Origin of the sequence: Cohnella rhizoplanae (assembly GCF_948329515.1) — a bacterium.
In the GTDB taxonomy this organism is placed as follows: domain Bacteria; phylum Bacillota; class Bacilli; order Paenibacillales; family Paenibacillaceae; genus Cohnella; species Cohnella rhizoplanae.
Window position 1 is genome coordinate 286063 of the sequence record NZ_CAOJCN010000002.1, and the last position, 20966, is coordinate 307028.

Here is a 20966-nt window from a genome sequence, read left to right on the forward strand (position 1 = left end):
ACACCCGGTTCCACTAGGAACGGGTGCTTTGCTCGCGATCTGGGAATGGCGTTCAGGAAATTACTTGCTTGATGATCACGGCGATCAGGAACACGAGGAACATGAAGCCGAACATGCCGCCGAAGCCGAATACGAGATCCTGCAGGTCGTCGCGTGGCTCTTCGTTCACGTGCTGGCGCGGATCTTGTACATAATTGTCCATGGGGAAATCCTCCTGAAACAAGTCATTACCGTTAGTATACCCAACTTCGCAAACGCTTGTAAAGCAACTCTTTTCTTCTGTGGTACAATAGAAAATACGGGATCACATGATCGCATCGGGCGATCCGGTCCATCCGAACTCATCTATTTCGGGAGGCTATAGTCAACATGGACGTCCAATCCAACCCGCCCCTGCCGAGCCGCGAGCAGGCGGACGGACATATACGCAACAAGCTCGCGCTGCTGCCTGACCAGCCGGGCTGTTATTTGATGAAAAACGCGGAGGGCGTCATCATTTACGTCGGCAAGGCCAAGGTGTTGAAAAACCGGGTCCGCTCCTACTTCATCGGCAGCCACAACGCCAAGACGCAGCGGCTCGTGAGCGAGATCCGCGATTTCGAATATATCGTGACCGGTAGCAACATGGAGGCGCTCATTCTCGAGTGCAACCTGATCAAGGAGCACATGCCCCGGTACAACGTACTGCTCAAGGACGACAAGTCCTTCCCGTATATCAAGATCACGAGCGAGAAGCATCCGAAGCTCGAAGTCGTGCGCAGGGTGCTCAAGGACAAGGGACGTTACTTCGGACCCTACCCCAACGCCTTCGCCGCACAGGAGACCAAGAAGCTGCTCGACCGGCTGTACCCGCTCCGCAAGTGCAATACGCTGCCGGACAAAGTCTGCCTGTACTATCATCTCGGACAGTGCGTCGCGCCGTGCGAGCATCCGGTCGAGCCGTCCGAGTACGACCGCATGATCTCGGAGGTGTCTCGGTTCCTGAACGGCGGTCACGGCGACATCAAGCGGGAGCTGCAGCGCAAGATGGAGGCGGCGGCCGGCAATCTCGAATTCGAGCGCGCGCGAGAATACCGCGACCAGATCCAGGCGATCGAATCGCTCATGGAAAAGCAGAAGATCACGATGACCGACGCCAAGGACCGCGACGTCTTCGGCTATGCCGTGGACAAAGGCTGGATGTGCGTGCAAATTCTCTACATGCGGCAGGGCAAAATGATCCAGCGCCACGTATCGGTGTTCCCTTACTATGGAGAAGCCTACGAGGACTTCATGACCTATGTTGCCCAGTATTACTCGGAAAACCCGGCGCTGCCGCGCGAGGTGCTCCTGCCCGTCGCGCCGGACGAGGCCACGGAAGCCGAGGAGATCCCGTCCGCGGCTGCCGCCATGACCGCGGGCGGCGTCGGCTCCGGCGGCAAGCTGAACGACGCGCTCATCGAGCGGGTCGCGGCAGCGGCCGACGAGTCGGAAGCCGGGGAGCCAGCAGCCGGCGCGGGGGCAGCCGCTTCAGCCGGCGCAGCGGCCGACGACGAGTCGGGCGGCGAATTGGGCGAGTCGCTGCGCGGCTGGCTGCGGATCAAGGTATCCGTGCCCAAGCGCGGCTCCAAGCGCCACCTCGTCGCGATGGCCGCCGACAATGCCAAGGTGGCGCTCGAAGAGAAGTTCCGCATGATCGAACGCGATCAGGAGCGCAGCGTCAAGGCGTCCGAGGGACTGGCGGAGTGGCTGGGGATTCAGTCTGCGCACCGCATCGAGGCCTTCGACAACTCCAATATGCAGGGCGCGTCGCCGGTCTCCGCGATGGTCGTCTTCACCGACGGCAAGCCCGACCGCAAGGAATACCGCAAGTACAACGTGCGCACCGTTACGGGGCCGGACGACTACGAGACGATGCGCGAGGTCGTGCGCAGACGCTACGAGCGCGTGCTCAAGGAAGGGCTAACGCTGCCCGACTTGATCGTCATTGACGGCGGCCGCGGCCAGATCGGCGCGGCGATCGACGTGCTCCAGAACGAGTTGGGTCTGTTCGTGCCGGTGTGCGGTCTGGCCAAGGACGCCAAGCACCGCACCGCTCAGCTGCTGGTCGGCGATCCGGCCGAGGTCGTGCCGCTGCCGCGCGACAGCCAGGAGTTCTACCTCCTGCAGCGTATTCAGGACGAGGTGCACCGCTTCGCGATCACCTTCCACCGCGAGAAGCGGGGCAAGTCGATGATCGCCTCCAGGCTCGACGCCATTCCGGGGATCGGCGAGAAGCGGCGCAAGCAGCTGCTCAAGCATTTCGGCTCCCTCAAGGCGATCCGCGAGGCATCCGTCGCCGACTTCAAGGCCGTATCCATCGGCGATGCGCTAGCGGCGCGCATCCTGGCGGCGCTGAACGAGGAGGAGGGCGGAGAAACCGTCGAGCCCCCCGCTCCTATCATTTAATGCAGTCATAAAGGATCCATGGGATGAACGCAGAGGCATTTTTCTGCTTCATCCCTTTTTTTGCGCGCAGGCCTGAAGGTGCGGCGCGAGACTCGTGAAAAAAAGCGTTGACGTAAACGGTGCATCATATTATATTGATAACGATTATCATTATCGTTACATATCGGAGGTCAACGAATTGCACGCTTATAGAAAGTTTCTGTACTTTGGGCTGCTGCTCCTCATTGTCTTTACCGGCGCATGCAGCAATAATGCCACTGTGAACCCATCGTCAAGCGGGTCCGCTTCTTCGCTTCCTGCCGGGGAGGCTGCCACGCCGTCCGCATCGCCGGCGGGCTCTCCTGCCTCCTCCGGCGCCGCCGCCCGCACAGTGACGGACGCCAAAGGCCGCAAGGTCGAGATTCCCGCCGAGCCGAAGCGGATCGTCTATGTGGGCAGCGATCCTGGAGACCTGCTGGCCCTCGGCGTACGCCCCGTCGGCGCCAGCTTGAGCGTCATTGGCACCCAGGTGGCCTACGGCAATCAGCTTCAAGACATCGCGGACGTCGGCTATCCCGCTAATCTGGAGAAAGTAACGGCGCAGAATCCGGATCTGATCATCTATAACGACTGGGACGAGCAGCGTCTGCCTCCGCTCGAGAAAATCGCGCCGACCGTGGCGATCGGCGAAAACGGCGGCTTCGACCGGATGCGCGAGATTGCCGGCGTGCTCGGCAAGGAAGCGGAAGCCGATGCGTATCTGACGGCCTACGATGAGAAAGTGAAGCGGACGAAGGATCTGCTCGCTCAGTCCGGCAAGCAAGGACGGTCGGCCACCGTGCTGCTGATGATGGGCAAGCTCATGTACGTCATGGGTCACCAAGGGCTGTCCGTCTCCTTGTACGATGCGCTCGGTTATGCGCCGCCGGCCAAAGTCCAAACGCTGATCGACAGCGACGAGCGATTCGCCGAGATCTCGGTCGAGGTCATGTCGGACTATATCGGCGATGAACTATACATTTTGAAAGACGAAGAAGAGGAGACGAAGGCGCAAGCGGAGGCGCTGTTCACCAGCAGCCTGTGGAAGTCGCTGCCTGCCGTCAAAAACGGGCAGGTGCATGCGATGGACAGCCAATGGAACTTCGACGATCCGATCACGAGAACGATGCTGCTGGACGAGCTGCAGCGCTTGAACGGCTCCGCGGGTTGATCGGTACCCGGATATATGAATGCGAAAGGCAGACGCATGGGAGAGTTCACACCTCCTTGCGGCTGCCTTTTATGTTTAGAATTCGGTATGTAATGGTAAAACGCTCCACGCCAAAGCTAAATGGTTTATACTACCAACTATAGAGGCAACGTGCGATTTACGCTCATGGGCGACTTTACGCCGGGCCTTCTATCTTCGCTGAGGAAGCTGGGATTCTCGTTCGCGGCCGCCGTACCGTTTCTGGTCGCAGGGTTCATCGTATATTCGCGGATCGAGAAGCGGAAGCTCGCGGAGACCAGGCTGCGAATGCAGCGTTAGCCGGCCGGGGATTTGCAAGTTCGTTAGAAGGTACAAAACGTTGACTGAGGAGTACTCGCATGTTCGCTTTTTCTCGCCAATTCGCCCCGCTGATTCTCGCCGGCTGCATTCTCTTCGCCGGTTTTTTGACGAGCGCTTACGCCTTCTTCACGAATTTTCACGACCGCGATTATGTCGCTCTCAACGCCAAAACCATCGTTCATCTGCAGCCGGGCGAATATAAAATTTTTTATGAATATAACGAGGCTACAAACAAAAGCGGACCGCTCGCGCTCATGTCAAATCACCAGAACGGCGGGATGCTCGATCTGGTGACCGTCATGGTAGACGACGGACGGTCGTCTTTGGATTTGGCCGAAGACACGTCCGATGTCTATATCGCCAAGCGCATGAAAGGCGAGCCGATCTATCGTTTTTCGGTTGAGCAAAAAGAGGCGTACGGCATTACGCTGATCAGCAATGAGGCGGACCTGCAGGGGCAGGTAAGGTTCGCGGTGATGAGCGACTTTATCCGCGTCCTCGTATCGGCGCTCAAAAAATGGGGTCTATTTTTCGCTGCGGCAGCGCCTTTGCTGCTTGCGGATTTTATTTTGCATATTCGCCTGGAGAGACGCAAGATCGTCAAGACCAGACTGAGCATACAACCTTAGAGGCCCTGTCGCACCTACGCCGTCGTGCCTAGGCTGCCGCCCCGGCGCCGGCGTCCGTGCAGCCAGGCGATCAGCATCGCGATGGCCGCAGGCAGGAACACGCTGACGATACCCGCGATATTGTCGGAGGACAGCCCGTCGGACAGCAGTTGGACGGCCATGAGGGCCGAATCGAGTACGACGTGGGCGAAGATGACGGCCAAGAGGCCGAAGCGAAGCATGAACCAGGCGAACAAGGCGCCTACGATCATGAGCTCGATGAAGCGGGTCTGCCACGGGTATACGGCATAGCCGACATGGCCGAAGGCCCATACGGCCGTCGCGGGCAGCACCGCGATCACCGTAACCAGCCGGGAGCCCCCGGTGCCGGAGGCTGCATTCGAGCCGCCCGTTCCGCCCGCCGGCTTGGACCTCCGCAGCGCGTCGAGCCACTTGCGCACGAGGCCGATGCCGAAAAACCGGGTCTGGATCTCCTCGGAAATGCCGGCGCACCAAGCCAGCAAGGGCAGCAGCCACGGATAATACATATTGTAGACGGACTGGCTGGGGTCGGAGCCGTAATAACTCCCGAGCAGCAGCCCGAGCCCGGTCAAAATGACGGTCTGCGCGCCGAGCAGGATGACGGCGAGCATATATCCCTGCTTCATGGCCGTCTTGACCTGACTTCCGTAATCGGCATCCTGCCAGCGCGGCCACAGGGAGCGGCCCATCGCGCGCCACAAGCCGTCGCCGCCGACCGCCGCGAAGTAGGTGAGGAGCGCCTGGATGAAGAGAATAACGACGTTTACGATGAGCATGGCGGTCGCGCCGCTATCGGAAGCGATCGCGTTCATGTCCGCGGACGAGGCGCGCAGTCCGGGACGCAGGTTGAACATGAACCCTGCGTACATGAGGAAAAAGGCGGCGCTGAGGAACAACCCTCGCTTAAACGAAGTCCACCCTCTGCACGCGGCGGCGTAGATGACGGCGAGCACGAACATGACGATCTGGGGCAGCAGGAAGCCCGTCATGGACAGCTTGTCGGCGATCTTGCGCTGATGCGCGATCTCGTCGGTGAACGCGGCGGGCAGCGCGTACCGGTACAGCAACACTTTGCCGGGCTTCACGAGCAGCTGCAGATGCGCGTCCGACAGCCCGGACTTGCGGCTCTGCAGGATGACGGAGCCGCCCTCCGTCAAGCTTCCGACCGGCTCCCAGGCTCCTGCGTCGAAGCCGAGCTGCGTCTTGAGCCAGGAGAGCGCTTCGGCGGTCAACGCCTCGACATCGCGGGCGGCAGCCTTGTCGACGCCGCCCGAGGCAGCGCCGACGCGCGCCCAGCCGACGACCTCGCCCGTCTCCATGTGGACGGATACGCGGTCCACGCTCCCGTCGGCCGCATGCAGATCCACCGCGTAGACGTCCGTCGGATAGCGCGCGTCCCAGTCGCGGTCGTATTCGTCGGACAGCTTGTGCTTGGTCATGTAAGCGGCCATCCGGTCGTCCCCAACATGCGTGATCGACGCGTCCGACCCTTTTCCCGGATCCGTCCCCCAATGGTCCGCGGCGTACGCGAACGCAATGCGCTTCGCCTCTCCGCGGCTGATCGAGGCGGCATCGCCTCTTATAGCCGGCGCGATCGCAGGCAATACTTGCATGAAAAGGAAAATAAGAAGGCCGATTCCCGCGGCGACCGTCCATTTGGATGATCTCAAATTATCCACTCCGATTCCGTATTAATCTGAAAAAGCGTATACATCGTCGATTTAACCGTTATATCTGGTCCTTCCGCTTAGTATCGATCGGAATTGGAGCCAAAACAAGAGAAAGAGTTAGAAACCCCGTAAAAAAGCTGTTACATGGTCTAATAACGTCCGTATATCCTCATACAAGGCGATATTTCGCATTTCTGCTGTTGTGCGTACCTATAGGACAGACTATAATGCGGTGTAATGTTTTTTATGGAAAACGGGACCTTGCATCTCCATCATACTACCCAGCCGAATTTCCGCAAAGAAAACGGGGGAACCACTTAAGCATTCCGGGGTGAATTCCGCGCGCGAAGCGCCGGATAGGGCTGCCTGTTCTGGCCCGAACCCGTCAGCTAACCTCGTAGGCTGTCAGACAGGATCGCCGTGCGCCAAGGCACTGGAGCTCCAGTGTCTTTTTTTGCGCGCATTTTGACCGTTTTTTGCCGACGCGAGGTGAAACGTGCTGTGTTCAGAAACATCATCGGATGGTTATACGCTTCCCCGCCACGCGTGCTGACGATCGGCTTCGCCGTCATCATCTCGATCGGAGCGCTGCTGCTGCGGCTGCCGATCTCCACCGTGTCCGGGGAACCGACGCCGTGGCTCGAGGCGTTTTTCGTTTCCAGCTCCGCGACCTGCGTGACGGGCCTGATGCGGCTCGATACGATCGGATACTTCTCCGTCTTCGGCCGCTGGGTCATCCTGGCGCTCGTGCAGCTGGGCGGACTCGGCTTCATGACGATGGGTACGCTGTTCGCCTTTTTCGCCGGACGCCGTCTCTCGCTCAAGGACCGTCTCGTGCTGCAGGAAGCGATGAACCAGGGCAGTCTCGAAGGGATCGTGCGGCTGGTCAAGCGCGTCCTGATCTATGCGCTCTGCATCGAGGCGGTCGGCGCGCTGCTCTTTACCTTCCGGTTCATGCACGAGATGCATTTCCGGCAGGCGCTTTATTATGGCGTATTCCACAGCGTTTCTTTCTTTAACAACGGGGGCTTCGACCTGTTCGGCAACTTCCGGAGCATGGCAGGCTACGTCGGAGACCCCTATATGAACGTGCTCGCGATCGCGCTCATCGTGCTCGGCGGCGTCGGCTTCGTCGTACTGTCCGATCTGGTCGAGCTTCGGACGCGCCGCAAGCTGTCCTATCACTCCAAGGTCGTGCTGTGGGTGTCGGCCTTTCTCATCGTGCTGGGCACGGTCACGATCCTGATCTTCGAGTACACGAACGAGACGACGCTAGGTCCTCTTTCCTTCGGGGAAAAGCTGCTCGCCGCCGCGCTCCAATCCGTATCGACCCGCTCCGCAGGCGTCAGCACCGTCGACATCGGGTCTCTGCGGGACGCCACGCAGTTCGCGATGGTGCTGCTCATGTTCGTCGGCGCTTCGCCGGGCTCTACCGGCGGCGGCATCAAGACGACCGCGTTCGCGGTGCTCGCGGCCGCCGTATGGGCCATGCTCCGCGGCCGTACCGACGTCGTGCTGCTCGGCCTGCGCATCGAGCGGGCCAAGGTGAACCGCGCGATCACCGTGACGATGCTGTCGCTGGCCATCGTCATCGCGTCCGTCATGATCCTCTCGATTACCGAGAAGCAGGCGTTCCTGGTCATTCTCTTCGAAGTCATGTCCGCCTACGCGACGGTGGGTTTATCGGCCGGGCTGACCGACGACCTGTCGGCCTTCGGTCAGATCCTCATCATCGTCCTCATGTTCATCGGGCGACTCGGGCCGCTGACCATGACGTACGCGCTGGGCTCCAAGTCAGGACGCACTTTGTACCGCCATGCCGAGGGCCGCGTCATTATCGGGTAGCACGAGAGCGAAGGAGGAGAGGGATTTGCGCAAAAAAATATTCGCATGGCTGGTCGCCTCTCCCCCGCGGACGCTGGCGCTCGGCTTCGCCTTCATCATCGCGCTCGGCTCCTTCCTGCTGCATCTGCCGTTCGCGGCGAGCGACGGCGAGCAGACCCGTTATATCGACGCGCTCTTCACGGCGACCTCCGCCACCTGCGTCACCGGGCTGGTCGTCGTCGACACGGGCGACCACTACTCCATGTTCGGGGAGATCGTCATCCTGGCGATGATCCAGATCGGCGGACTGGGTTTCATGTCGATGGCCACCCTGTTCGCGATCTTCCTGAAGCGGCGCATCTCGCTCAAGGAACGGTTGATCCTGCAGGAGGCGCTCAACCAGAGCAGCATCGAGGGGATCGTCAGGCTCGTCCGCCGCGTCGTCCTGTATGCGCTGTCGGTCGAGGCGGCGGGAGCCCTTCTCTTTTCGATTCGCTTTCTTAGAGATATGAGCCCGGAGAGAGCGATATACTACGGGATCTTTCACTCGGTCTCGTTTTTCAACAATGCGGGGTTCGACCTGATGGGAAGCTTCCGGAGCTTGACCGGCTACGTGGACGATCCCTGGGTTAATCTAGTCGCGATGGCGCTCATCGTTACGGGCGGTCTCGGGTTCGTGGTGCTGTCCGACTTGACCGACTGGCGCAGCGGACGCAGACTATCGTTGCACTCCAAGGTCGTGCTGTCGATGTCGGGGTCGCTGATCCTGTTCGGCGCGATCGTCGTATTCGCGTTCGAGTATTCGAATCCCGGCACGATGGGGCCGCTCGATACGGGTACTAAGATCTTGTCCGCGTTCATGCAGTCGGTCAGTCCGCGCACAGCCGGCGTCAACACCTTGGACTTGACGGCCTTGCGCCAGGCGACGCAGTTTTTCATCATCCTTCTGATGTTCATCGGCGCATCGCCGGGCTCGACCGGGGGCGGCATCAAGACGACGACGTTCGCTGCGCTGCTGGGCGCGGTATGGGCGATCATCCGTGGACGGGAGGACGTCGTCATGTTCAGGTACAGGCTCGCGCAGGAGCGCGTCTACAAGGCGTTGACGCTGACCTTGCTCGCGCTCGCGCTGGTGCTCGCGGCGACGATGATCCTGTCGACGACGGAGGACCACCATTTCCTCATGATCCTCTTCGAGGTGGTGTCCGCCTTCGGCACGGTCGGATTGACGATGGGGCTCACGACGGACTTGACCCTGTTCGGCAAGATCGTCATCATGCTGATGATGTTCGCGGGGCGGCTCGGGCCGCTCACCCTCGGATACGCGCTCGTGCCGAAGCGGGACAAGGTGCTTTACAGAGAAGCGGAAGGCAAGATCATCATTGGATAACGAAAGCGATGTGCCACTATGAAAATGAATCAATTCGTGATCATCGGCCTGGGAAGGTTCGGAGCCAGCATCGGCAAGGAACTGATCGAGCTCGGCTACGAGGTGCTGGGCGTCGACCGGGACGAGGAGAAGGTGCAGGAGATGAGCCGCATCCTGACCCATACGGTCATCGCGGACGCGACGGACGAGGATACGCTGCGTTCGATCGGCGCGCGCAACTTCGACTGCGGCGTCGTCGCGATCGGGGACGACGTTCAGGCGAGCATCCTCGCGGCGATCCTCCTCAAGGAGCTGGGCGTCAAGAAGGTCGTCGCCAAGGCGGTCTCCGAGCTGCACGGGCGCGTGCTCGAGCGGATGGACGTAGACCGTATCATCTATCCGGAGCGGGATATGGGCATCCGGGTGGCGCATCAGCTCGTGTCGCCCAACTTGCTCGACTACATCGAGCTGTCGGATAAGTATACGATCGCGGAACTTGGCGTGCCGGCTTGCCTGGCCGGCAAGTCGATCGAGGAGACCAATCCCCGCGGGAGGTACGGCTGCAGCATCGTGGCGCTGAACAACCGCAAGGGGATGATCGTGGCGCCGACGGCCACGGACACGCTGTCCGAGGGAGACGTTATGGTCGTGATCGGCACGAACGAGCAGATCGAAGCGTTCCAGGAAGCGCTAGGCCAGTAAATTCGTTCGGCCGAAAAAGGCGGGAAAGGTATGATATGGACCTCCTTCGCTCACGCTAACGGCAGCGCCGCATAGCGACAGGAGTGAATGGAGATCATGCAGCATCGACACGGTTGGAAGCGGTGGCTGACCGCGATCGCGGCAGGCCTGATGCTCGCCGGGACGGCTCTCGTGCCGGGGAGGGCGGACGGAGCGAGCGCGGCTCGGGAACAGCGCGCGGCGATGACCGCGTCAGCGGCGAGAGGGCATATGGCATCGGCGGCGCCCGTGAGCTGGGCGGACCTGCAGCGCCGTTACAGGGGCGTGTTCGTACTGCGCGCCGTAGCTTCGGGCGGCAGGCGCGTGGCGCTCACCTTCGACGACGTGCCGGACCCGCGATATACGCCGCTCGTGCTGAACGTACTGAAGCGCAAGCGGGTCCGCGCCACCTTCTTTGTCGTCGGGAGCCGCGCGGCCAAGCACCCCGCTTTGATGAGAAGGATCGTGAGCGAGGGCCATGCCGTCGGCAATCACACCTATTCGCATCCCGAGCTGCCCAAGCTGAGCCTGGGGCAGGTCGAGCGGGAGATCGAGCGCACCGGGGAGACGATCCGGGCGACGGCTGGCTTCGAGCCCGCCATGATCCGCCCGCCCTACGGCGACATCCGGCCGGCTCAGCTCGAATGGGCCAGATCCCGGGGGTACATCGTCGTCAATTGGGACGTCGATTCCCAGGACTGGCGCCAGATTCCGGCGGGCGTCGTGCTCCGCAACGCCGTCAAGGGTCTGCGCCCGGGCTCGATCATATTGATGCACGCGGGCGGGGGCGCCGGGCAGAACCTGTACGGGACGGTGAATGCCCTGCCGCGGTTGATCGACCAGCTGCGCGCCAAAGGCTACGAGCTGGTGACGGTGCCCGAGCTGCTGCATATCCCAGAGCGCAAGCGGAAGCCGGGTTAACGGGCGGAGGATCGCGGAATCTGGCATTCGGCTTGCGCCGGCCGCCATGCGAAAAAAGACCGCAATCTCCTTCTCGGGAAGGCGATTGCGGTCTCGGGCGCATCCGGACTATTTCAGCACGTACAGGTTAACGTATTGATAGCCGAACTTGCTGACCTTGTCCCGGGTTCCGGGGACGAAGATGTCGATCCGGTTGCCCTTGATGGCGCTCCCGGCATCGGTAGCGACGGCGTACATGCCGCCCGCGGGCAGTCCGTCGAAGCTGTAGCCCGTAATGTACACCTTGGTGCCGAGCGGTATCACCTTCGGATCGACGGCTATCGTGCCCAGCTTAAGCGGATTGCCGAAGTAGTCGACGGGTCCCCAGGCATTTTCTTCGAGCGACGCGGAGTATGCGGTGGCCTTCATTTGAATGGCCGTGGCGTAGGGCAGCTTATCGCCCGAGGTCGTCTTGACGAGCTTGGCGGACGGGGAGGCCGCGGCGGGTTGCGCGGACTTGGCGGCCGCATTAGCCGCCGCAGGCGCCGGGATCGAGAGTTTGAGGCCTGCGTAAATGTTTTTCGCATCTACGTTCGGATTGAAGCTGATCAGTTTCTGCAGCGGTACGCCGAACTTTTTGGACAGCGTCCAGAACGTGTCCTTGTCCGTGGCGGTATAGGACGTGGCGGCAAAAGAAGCTGCCGCGGGCAACGCCAGCGCAGCGCCCAGCGCCAGGGCGGCGGCCCGTATTCCCAAGCGATAACGCATATGTATTCACCCTCCGGTTCGATATCGTGCGATTAGCGTAGCACGATCCCTCGAATCGGGTTAAGTGGTAATGGGCGCCTCCGCTGGGTACTTCAGGATATCTGAGCGGCTCTCTCATACGAGATCGGCGGAGCGGCGGGCAATCGCAGCCGATCATGAGAAAAATGAAAAATGGAATCAGCTCTGCCGGCTGCCTCTTCCGAACAAAGCGATCGTCTCTTCGATTAAATAGCGCGTAGACGGCGCGAGCCAAGCGAGATCGCCATAGATGAGCGAAGTCGTGCGCTTGAACTCCTCCAGCTCGCGGATGCGCACGATGTACAGGTCGTTGTCGCTCAGCATCTGCGGGCGCAGGTAGGACTTCGGCAGCATCGTGCCCGCGCGGCTCGCGCCGAGCAGGCGCACGATCGCCTCGAACGAGTCGATCTCCATTCGCACGTCGGGCTTCACGCTGTATTGCCGGAACAGCTCGTCGGTCAGATTGCGGTACCAAGTGCCCGGCGCGAACAAGATCATCGGCAGCCCGTTCAGATCGCTCATCGACAGCTGCGTGCGTTCGACGATGAAGTGCGAGCGCGGCAGCACCAGCACGACCGTGTCGTCGAACAGCGGCGTGCTCGTGATCGCCGGATCGTCTTCGACCGAGGAGGCCACGAGACCGAAGTCGACCTTGCGTTCCTTGACCAGCGTCGCGATCTCGTGCGTTTTCCCGGTGACCGCCTTGATCTCGAGGTTCGGATGCTTCTCCGTCATGGCGGTGATCAGCTCGGGCAGCGTCGTCTGCAGCGTCGTGAGGCTCGCGCCGATCGTGGCCACCGGCGCTTCCGCCGTCTTGAAGGCGTTGAGCCGCTGGAGGTAGTCGCCGTGGAACCTGCGCAGCTCGAGCGCGAACTCGTAGGTGAACTGGCCCGCAGGGGTCAGCTCGAGGCGCTTGCCGATGCGGCGGAACAGATCGACCCCTAGCTCGCGCTCGAGGCGGGCGATTCTGCGGGAGAGCGCGGGCTGCGTCACGTTTAGTCTTTCTGCCGCCCGATTCAAGCTGCTTTGCTCGACGACAGTTGCGAAAACTCTCATATCTTCCAGCATGTGGATGAAACCTCCGCCCTTATGCCGATTCGTCATAAGTTTTAATAATAAATAAGCAGTTCCATTATAAGCGAAAATGGAGTACGCTATAAACCGTGAAGAATTCGTGACAACGCACGGATCGAAAGGAGAACGCTCACCGATATGAAAGGAAACTCGTTTTACGCGCGCAAGATTCATTCGCTCTTGGGTGTGATTCCGCTCGGCCTGTTCATTATTGAACATGCCCTGACGAACTACTCCGCGTTCGAGCACGGCAAGGAGGGCTTCGTAGACAGCGTCAAGGGCTTGCATGACCTGCCGCTCATCTTTTTCCTGGAGCTGTTCGTTATCTGGCTGCCGATTCTGTTCCACGGCGTCTACGGACTGTACTTGGCCTTTACTTCGAATTACAACACGGGCCGGTACAGCTACGGTCGCAACTGGGCGTTCGCGCTGCAGCGGATCACCGGCGTCATCACGTTCGTGTTCGTCGCCTGGCATATCTGGCAGACGCGCGTTCAGGTCGCGCTCGGCAACACGACCAACGAAGAGATCGGTCAGCATATGCACGATATCGTGACCCAGCCCGTCTACTTCGCGATTTACTTTATCGCGGTCCTCGCCGCCGTCTTCCACTTCGCCAACGGCCTGTGGGCTTTTCTCGTGGCTTGGGGAATTACGGTTGGTCCGCGCGCGCAGCGGGTATCCTCTAGGATCTGCATGGGCATCTTCGCGATCGTGGCTGCGCTGTTCCTGCTGTCGCTGTTCGCGTTCCGCAGCGACGAGTTCGCGGCGGCACAGACGGCCGTCGTCGGTTTGTTAGGTTGATCGGAGGGAGAATCAGCAATGGCTAATCAGAAAATCATTGTCGTCGGCGGCGGACTCGCGGGTCTGATGGCGACGGTCAAGGCGGCGGAAGCCGGCATGCGGGTCGATCTGTTCTCGCTCGTGCCGGTCAAGCGGTCCCACTCCGTATGCGCCCAAGGCGGCATCAACGGAGCGGTTAATACGAAGGGCGAAGGCGACTCCCCCTGGGAGCACTTTGACGATACGGTATACGGCGGCGACTTCCTGGCGAACCAACCGCCGGTCAAAGCCATGTGCGAAGCCGCGCCGGGCATCATTCACCTGATGGACCGGATGGGCGTCATGTTCAGCCGCACGCCGGAGGGTCTGCTCGACTTCCGCCGGTTCGGCGGCACGCAGTACCACCGCACGGCGTTCGCGGGCGCGACGACCGGCCAGCAGCTGCTGTACGCGCTGGACGAGCAGGTTCGCCGATGGGAAGTAGCGGGTCTCGTTCAGAAGTACGAGCACTGGGAATTCACGTCCGTCGTGGTCGACGACGACGGCGTCTGCCGCGGCATCGCGGCGCAGGATCTGCGCTCCATGGATACGGTCACGTTCCGCGGCGACGCGGTCATTCTGGCGACCGGCGGACCGGGCATTATTTTCGGCAAGACGACCAACTCGGTCATCAATACGGGCACGGCCGCTAGCGCTGTGTATCAGCAGGGCGTGCACTATGCCAACGGCGAGTTCATCCAGATCCATCCGACGGCCATCCCGGGCGACGACAAGAACCGCCTCATGAGCGAGTCCGCGCGCGGCGAAGGCGGGCGCATCTGGACGTACAAGGACGGCAAGCCTTGGTACTTCCTGGAGGAAAAATATCCGGCGTACGGCAACCTCGTGCCCCGCGATATCGCGACCCGGGAGATTTTCTCCGTCTGCGTCGACCAGAAGCTCGGCATCGACGGCGAGAACAAGGTATTCCTCGACCTCTCGCACAAGGATCCCAAGGAGCTGGACGTTAAGCTCGGCGGCATCATCGAGATCTACGAGAAGTTCACGGGCGACGATCCGCGCAAGATCCCGATGAAGATTTTCCCGGCAGTCCACTATTCGATGGGCGGACTGTGGGTCGACTATAACCAGATGACGAACGTGCCGGGGCTTTTCGCCTGCGGCGAATGCGATTACCAGTACCACGGCGCGAACCGTCTCGGCGCCAACTCGCTGCTGTCCGCGATCTTCGGCGGCATGGTCACCGGACCGAAGGCCGTAGAGTATATCAAGGGCCTCAAGAAGTCCGCGGACGACGTGGCCGAGTCCGTATTCGAGCGCGAGCGCTCGAAGCAAGCGGACAAGTACGAGTCCATCCTCAAGATGGACGGCAACGAGAACGCTTATGTCCTGCACAAGGAACTGGGCGAGTGGATGACGAACAACATGACCGTCGTCCGCTTCAACGACCGTCTCGAGCAGACGGTCTCCAAGATCAAGGAGCTCAAGCAGCGTTATACCAAGGTCAATATCAACGATACGGCCCGCTGGAACAATGCCGGCGTCGCCTTCACGCGCCAGCTGTGGAACATGCTGGAGCTGGCCGAGGCGATGACGGTAGGCGCCCTGCTGCGCAACGAGAGCCGCGGCGCGCACTACAAGCCGGAGTTCCCGGACCGCAACGACGAGGAGTTCCTGAAGACGACCAAGGCAACCTGGACGGCGGAGGGTCCTCAGATCTCGTACGAGGACGTCGACACGTCCCTGATCAAGCCGCGGATTCGCGACTACTCCTCGAACAAGAAAAAGGAGGGTTAACCGATGGCAGAGACTGCTACCGCTACCGCCAAGCGCACCGTCAAGTTCATTATCAAGCGTCAGGAGAAGCCGGACGCCGCTCCCTATACAGAGGAATTCGAGATTCCTTACCGTCCGAACATGAACGTCATCAGCGCGCTGATGGAGATTCAGCGGAATCCCGTCAAGGCCGACGGCGCCAAGACGACGCCGGTCGTCTGGGAGTCCAACTGTCTCGAGGAAGTCTGCGGCGCCTGCTCGATGATCATCAACGGCAAGCCTCGCCAGGCTTGCTCCGCGCTGATCGACAAGCTCGAGCAGCCGGTCCGCGTCGAGCCGATGTCCACGTTCCCGGTCGTGCGTGACCTGGTCATCAACCGCGAGCGCATGTTCAACGCCCTGAAGAAGGTCAAAGCCTGGATCCCGATCGACGGCACGTACGATCTCGGACCGGGCCCGCGCATGGCCGAGACCAAGCGCCAATGGGCATACGAGCTGTCCAAGTGCATGACGTGCGGCGTATGCCTCGAGGCTTGCCCCAACGTCAACGACCGCTCGAGCTTCATCGGCCCGGCGCCGATCTCACAGGTTCGCCTGTTCAACGCCCATCCGACGGGCGAGATGAACGCGCACGAACGCCTCGAGGCGCTCATGGACGGCGAAGAGGGCATCGAGGGCTGCGGCAACTCGCAGAACTGCGTGCGCTCCTGCCCGAAGGGCATCCCGCTCACGACGTCGATCGCGGCGATGAATCGCGATACGACCAAGCATATGTTCAAGCGCTGGCTGAGCTTCTGATCCAAGCTCGCACGGTTACCCGGAAGATGCGCCGATTAACGTCGGCCGCTTCCGGTTTTTTTTTGAGCTTGCTCTGCTTTAGGAAGCGCCACGAATTTTTGGACAAGGCGATTAGGCATCCGCCTATTATCGTACGGGTACAGGGATATTTCTCCTGTCGGTACGGCATACTGATTTTGTTATGCTCATATTTGACGAACGTTCTCAATTTGAGATCATAACGATAGGAAATCATTATTTTAATGTCGCAAACAAATGCTTTATAATCATGGAGGATAAGCAATACCGCTAAGCTCAATAATTAACTTTTATAGAAGACCGAGGGATCACACAAATGGCGAATGGCGAGCAAGACCATCAGAACCCATGGGCGAAGTACTACGGCCCGAACCTTGGCTACATCGAAGAGCAATATGAACTGTATCTTCGCGATCCGGAATCGGTAGCGCAAGAATACCGCGAACAATTCAAAGCGTGGGGCGAGCCGCCGCGCTCGGTCCGGAGCCCAGCCGCTTCGGCGCCGGGTGCGGCTGTCGCCGTGGACGTGCGCCAGCTTCGCAACGCGGTCTTAGCCGGCAAGCTCGTGTGGAACGTCAGGACCTATGGGCATCTGGCTGCCAACATCGATCCGCTGGGCATCGGCCCGGTCGTTTCGACCAAGATATTGGAGCCCGAGACTTACGGACTGACCTTCGCGGAGCTCGCTACGCTGCCGGCGGATCTCGTATGGGAAGGCGCGCCCGCGGGCATAACCAACGGCGCCGAGGCGATCTCCAGGCTGAAGGAAGTATACGGCGGGACGATCGCCTATGAATTCAGCCATGTCGCGGACGAGGACGAGCGCAGATGGCTCAACGACTATGCCGAGCAGCGGGTGCCTTCGCAGCAGCTGAGCTCCGCGGAGCGCGCCGACCTGCTGAAGCGCTTGCTTGAAGCCGAGCTGTTCGAAGACTTTCTGCAGAAGACGTTCATCGGCGTCAAGCGCTTCTCCGTCGAGGGCAACGACGCGCTGATCGCCTTGGTCGACCGCATGGTGCAGGATCTCGCGGGCGAAGGCGTCAGCGACATCGCGATCGGCATGGCGCACCGCGGCCGTCTGAACGTGCTCGCGCATATTTTGCAAAAGCCGCTGACGAAGATTTTCGCAGAGTTCCAGCACTCCGCATCGAGCGGCAAGAAAACCCCGACGGAAGGGACCTTCACGTTCGAACCCGGCGGTACCGGCGACGTGAAGTATCACCTTGGCGCCCGTCATGTCATGAAGAACGCCCGGGGCGGCGAGACGCGCGTCGTGCTCGCGAACAACCCGAGCCACCTCGAGTACGTGAATCCGGTCGTGCAGGGCTTCGCCCGCGCCGCGCAGGACGATCGCACCGAGCGCGGTTATCCGAAGCAAAAGGTCGAGGTCGCCGCATCGATCGTCATGCACGGCGATGCAGCGTTCCCTGGCGAAGGCATCGTCACCGAGACGATGAATCTGAGCTCGCTGCGCGCCTATGGCATCGGCGGCACGATTCACGTCATCGTGAACAACAAGATCGGCTTTACGACCGACAGCGTCGACTCTCGTTCGACCCAATATTCGAGCGATCCGGCCAAGGGCTTCGAGATTCCGATCGTTCACGTCAATGCCGACGACCCCGAAGCCGTGATCGCGGTGGCGCGCATGGCGGTCGAATACCGCCAGAAGTTCAAGAAGGACTTCCTGATCGACCTGATCGGCTTCCGCCGCCACGGACACAACGAGACGCTCGACCCCGAGCCGACGCAGCCGACCGTCTACAAGAAGGTCAAGGCGCATCCCGGCGTCAGCCGCGTGTATGCGGACCGTCTCGTCAAGGAAGGCAAGCTGACCGATGCGCAGTTCGAAGAAGCCAAGAGCGCCGTGCTCGCCGTATTCAAGGACGCGTATGAGGAGATGAAGACGCTCGAGGATCATCACGAGGGTCCTCAGTCTCAAGCGGTCGATCAGCAAGCGACGGCCATCGTCGCCCCTAGGCGCGTTGCGTTGGCCGAGCTCCGCGAGCTGAACGCCGAGCTGCTCAAGTGGCCCGAAGGCTTCAAGCTGTATCCGAAGCTGCAGAAAATCTTGGAGCGTCGCGCAGGCGCCTTGAATGACGGCGAAAGAATCGACTGGAGCCATGCGGAGACGCTGGCGTTCGCCTCGATCCTCGCCGACGGCCGCGCCATCCGGATGACCGGACAGGACGCGGAGACCGCGACGTTCGCGCAGCGCAACCTGGTGCTGCACGACGTCGAGACCGGCGATACGTACTGCCCGATGCACGCGCTGCCGCAAGCGAAGGCTTCCTTCGCGCTGCACAACAGCCCGCTGTCCGAATCCGCCGTTCTCGGCTTCGAATACGGCTACAACGTTTACTCGCCCGAGACGATGGTTATCTGGGAAGCGCAATTCGGCGACTTCGCCAACGTGGCACAGGTACTGATCGACCAGTTCATCTCGTCGGGCCGCGCCAAGTGGTCGGAGCGTTCGAGTCTGGTCATGCTGCTGCCGCACAGCTACGAGGGACAGGGTCCGGAGCACTCCAGCGCCCGCCTCGAGCGCTTCCTGCAGTTGTCCGCGGAGGACAACTGGACGGTAGCGAACCTGTCCAGCGCCGCGCAGTATTTCCATCTGCTGCGCCGCCAAGCGTCGATCACCGGCACGGACGAAGCCAAGCCGCTCGTGATCATGACGCCGAAGAGCCTGCTTCGCAACCCGCGCGCCGCTTCGCCGGCCGCGGAGCTCGGCGAGGGCGGCTTCAAGACGATCGTCGAGCAAGCGGGTCTCGGCGCCAAGCCGGACCGCGTAGAGCGCATCGTGCTCTGCTCCGGCAAGGTCGCGATCGATCTTGAGGACGCGCTGTCCAAGGACAAAGAAGGCGGCAAGGACTGGCTGCACATCGTCCGCGTAGAGCAGCTCTATCCGTTCCCGGCCGAGGAGATCAAGCAGGTGTTCGCCCGCTTCCCGAAGCTCAAGGAAGTCGTATGGACCCAAGAAGAACCGCGCAACATGGGCGCCTGGAACTTCATGGAATCGCGTATCCGCGAGACCGCGCCCGCAGGGGCGGAAGTCAAGTATATCGGCCGTCCGGACCGTTCGAGCCCCGCTACCGGGTTCGCGGACGTGCATGCGGATGAGCAGAGCTATATCTTGACGCAATCTTTGAAGCAGAGTCCGACGTTGACTCACAATCTGGGGAGGTAAGCCGCAGTGGCAGATATATTAGTACCGGCAATGGGCGAATCGATTACCGAAGGCACCATCTCGCGATGGGCGGTCAAAGCAGGCGATAAAGTAAGCACGGGCGATCTGCTGCTCGAACTCGAGACCGACAAAGTGAACCTGGAGATCAGCGCGGAACAAGCGGGCGTCGTCACCGAGCTTTTGTTTAACGAAGGCGACACCGTACAGATCGGCCAGGTCATCGGCCGCATCGCGGAAGGCGAGGGCGGTGCTGCGGCACCGGCACCTGCTCCGCATGTTCAAGCGCCGATCGCGGCACCTGCTCCCGCTTCCGCAGCTTCGGCTCCCGCCCCGGCGGCGCCTGCTCCTGCGCCGGCCGCTGCTTCCGCCGCTGCCGGTCAGCCGTCCGCTACGCCGGCTGCCCGCAAGCTCGCCCGCGAGCAAGGCATCGATCTGAGCCAGACGCCGGCGCGCGATCCGCTCGGCCGCATCTACCCCGAAGACGTGCGGGCAGCGGGCTCACAGCCTTCCGCCCCAGCGCCTGCCGCTCCGGCCGCCTCGGCTTCCAAGGCGCCGTCGGCTCCGGCTTTCCAGTCGGCCAAGCCTTACGAGCGCAAGAAGATGTCCCGCCGTCGTCAGACGATCGCGACGCGTCTGGTCGAAGCGCAGCACACGGCCGCGATGCTTACGACGTTCAACGAAGTCGACATGACCGCCATCCTCGACGTCCGCAAGCGCCGCAAGGACGCGTTCAAGGAAAAGAACGAAGTCAACCTGGGCTTCATGTCCTTCTTCACGAAGGCAGTCGTTGGCGCGCTGAAGCAGTACCCGCTGCTGAACGCGGAGATCGACGGCGACGATATCATCTCCAAGCAATTCTATGATATCGGCATCGCGGTATCGGCGAAGGAAGGCCTTGTCGTGCCGGTCGTGCGCGACGCCGATCGCCTGGGCTTCGCCGAGATCGAGCGTTCCATCGCGGATCTGGCCGTCAAGGCGCGCAACAACTCGCTCGCGCTGTCCGACCTGCAAGGGGGCACGTTCACGATTACCAACGGCGGCGTATTCGGTTCGCTGCTGTCCACGCCGATCCTGAACGCGCCGCAAGTCGGCATCCTGGGCATGCACAAGATCCAGCACCGTCCGGTCGCGATCAACAACAACACCGAGATCGCGATCCGCCCGATGATGTACATCGCTCTTTCCTACGACCACCGCATCGTCGACGGCGCCGAAGCCGTCCGCTTCCTGGTCGCGGTGAAAGAAATGCTCGAGGATCCGGAGACGCTGCTGCTGCAAGGCTGATAAGTGAATAAAGTTTTTAGCCCCGCTTACGATAAGCGGGGTTTTTTCATGTGCGGATTGCCGTTATTGGAAAATAAAGGGAAGTAAACCCCTGGTATACTGCTTTTTGGACATTTTAACGGTATTCCCTTTAATCAGGAGCGGGCGATCAGGGACAGAATGATATTGC

Annotated in this window: 17 protein-coding genes and 1 riboswitch; of the genes, 13 read left to right on the plus strand and 4 right to left on the minus strand. The window is 61.0% G+C overall.

What is annotated here, in order from left to right:
- Window positions 1-52: 52 nt before the first annotated feature.
- Window positions 53-202: a YqzM family protein gene (locus PQG80_RS05525; protein WP_090110524.1), complete on the minus strand. Its 150-nt coding sequence runs from the start codon at window positions 200-202 to the stop codon at window positions 53-55.
- A 167-nt stretch (window positions 203-369) separates the two neighbouring features.
- Here PQG80_RS05525 and uvrC point away from each other — a divergent pair, with 167 nt between their 5' ends.
- From uvrC to PQG80_RS05545, 4 genes are all read left to right on the plus strand, one after another.
- On the plus strand, window positions 370-2427 hold the full coding sequence (gene uvrC / locus PQG80_RS05530) for an excinuclease ABC subunit UvrC (RefSeq protein ID WP_271750218.1): 2058 nt from the start codon (window positions 370-372) through the stop codon (window positions 2425-2427).
- Window positions 2428-2605: 178 nt separating this feature from the next.
- Complete coding sequence (locus tag PQG80_RS05535; RefSeq protein ID WP_271750219.1) at window positions 2606-3616, plus strand: ABC transporter substrate-binding protein; 1011 nt, start codon at window positions 2606-2608, stop codon at window positions 3614-3616.
- A 150-nt stretch (window positions 3617-3766) separates the two neighbouring features.
- Window positions 3767-3934 carry a hypothetical protein gene (locus PQG80_RS05540; RefSeq protein ID WP_271750220.1) on the plus strand — a complete coding sequence of 56 codons (168 nt, stop codon included), beginning with the start codon at window positions 3767-3769 and terminating at the stop codon, window positions 3932-3934.
- Window positions 3935-3993: 59 nt separating this feature from the next.
- Window positions 3994-4584 carry a hypothetical protein gene (locus PQG80_RS05545; protein WP_271750221.1) on the plus strand — a complete coding sequence of 197 codons (591 nt, stop codon included), beginning with the start codon at window positions 3994-3996 and terminating at the stop codon, window positions 4582-4584.
- Between the two features lie 14 nt (window positions 4585-4598).
- Here the strand turns inward: PQG80_RS05545 and PQG80_RS05550 are convergent, their stop codons facing one another.
- Complete coding sequence (locus PQG80_RS05550; RefSeq protein WP_271750222.1) at window positions 4599-6275, minus strand: CPBP family glutamic-type intramembrane protease; 1677 nt, start codon at window positions 6273-6275, stop codon at window positions 4599-4601.
- Between the two features lie 273 nt (window positions 6276-6548).
- Window positions 6549-6693: riboswitch (cyclic di-AMP (ydaO/yuaA leader) on the plus strand.
- 83 nt (window positions 6694-6776) lie between these two features.
- Between PQG80_RS05550 and PQG80_RS05555 the strand changes: the two genes are divergently transcribed.
- The 4 genes from PQG80_RS05555 to PQG80_RS05570 all read left to right on the plus strand — a co-directional run bounded on the left by PQG80_RS05555 (window position 6777) and on the right by PQG80_RS05570 (window position 11109).
- Window positions 6777-8120, plus strand: a complete 1344-nt coding sequence (locus PQG80_RS05555; protein ID WP_271750223.1) for a TrkH family potassium uptake protein — start codon at window positions 6777-6779, stop codon at window positions 8118-8120.
- Between the two features lie 25 nt (window positions 8121-8145).
- Complete coding sequence (locus PQG80_RS05560; protein ID WP_271750224.1) at window positions 8146-9489, plus strand: TrkH family potassium uptake protein; 1344 nt, start codon at window positions 8146-8148, stop codon at window positions 9487-9489.
- 18 nt (window positions 9490-9507) lie between these two features.
- Window positions 9508-10170, plus strand: a complete 663-nt coding sequence (locus PQG80_RS05565; protein ID WP_271750225.1) for a potassium channel family protein — start codon at window positions 9508-9510, stop codon at window positions 10168-10170.
- Between the two features lie 96 nt (window positions 10171-10266).
- The gene (locus PQG80_RS05570; RefSeq protein WP_271750226.1) at window positions 10267-11109 is read left to right on the plus strand and encodes a polysaccharide deacetylase family protein; all 843 of its coding nucleotides are present in this window, start codon (window positions 10267-10269) and stop codon (window positions 11107-11109) included.
- A 108-nt stretch (window positions 11110-11217) separates the two neighbouring features.
- Here PQG80_RS05570 and PQG80_RS05575 read toward each other — a convergent pair whose 3' ends face one another.
- Window positions 11218-11856, minus strand: a complete 639-nt coding sequence (locus tag PQG80_RS05575) for a 3D domain-containing protein (RefSeq protein ID WP_271750227.1) — start codon at window positions 11854-11856, stop codon at window positions 11218-11220.
- A gap of 177 nt (window positions 11857-12033) precedes the next feature.
- Window positions 12034-12942, minus strand: a complete 909-nt coding sequence (locus PQG80_RS05580) for a LysR family transcriptional regulator (protein WP_271750228.1) — start codon at window positions 12940-12942, stop codon at window positions 12034-12036.
- A gap of 144 nt (window positions 12943-13086) precedes the next feature.
- Between PQG80_RS05580 and PQG80_RS05585 the strand changes: the two genes are divergently transcribed.
- The 5 genes from PQG80_RS05585 to odhB all read left to right on the plus strand — a co-directional run bounded on the left by PQG80_RS05585 (window position 13087) and on the right by odhB (window position 20797).
- Complete coding sequence (locus tag PQG80_RS05585) at window positions 13087-13752, plus strand: succinate dehydrogenase cytochrome b558 subunit (RefSeq protein ID WP_271750229.1); 666 nt, start codon at window positions 13087-13089, stop codon at window positions 13750-13752.
- Window positions 13753-13770: 18 nt separating this feature from the next.
- Window positions 13771-15528: a succinate dehydrogenase flavoprotein subunit gene (gene sdhA / locus PQG80_RS05590; protein ID WP_271750230.1), complete on the plus strand. Its 1758-nt coding sequence runs from the start codon at window positions 13771-13773 to the stop codon at window positions 15526-15528.
- A 3-nt stretch (window positions 15529-15531) separates the two neighbouring features.
- Window positions 15532-16305 carry a succinate dehydrogenase iron-sulfur subunit gene (gene sdhB / locus PQG80_RS05595; protein ID WP_271750231.1) on the plus strand — a complete coding sequence of 258 codons (774 nt, stop codon included), beginning with the start codon at window positions 15532-15534 and terminating at the stop codon, window positions 16303-16305.
- A gap of 334 nt (window positions 16306-16639) precedes the next feature.
- A complete protein-coding gene (locus PQG80_RS05600; RefSeq protein ID WP_271750232.1) occupies window positions 16640-19513 on the plus strand; it encodes a 2-oxoglutarate dehydrogenase E1 component in 2874 nt (957 codons plus the stop codon).
- A 6-nt stretch (window positions 19514-19519) separates the two neighbouring features.
- A complete protein-coding gene (gene odhB / locus PQG80_RS05605; RefSeq protein WP_271750233.1) occupies window positions 19520-20797 on the plus strand; it encodes a 2-oxoglutarate dehydrogenase complex dihydrolipoyllysine-residue succinyltransferase in 1278 nt (425 codons plus the stop codon).
- The last annotated feature ends 169 nt before the right edge of the window (window positions 20798-20966 follow it).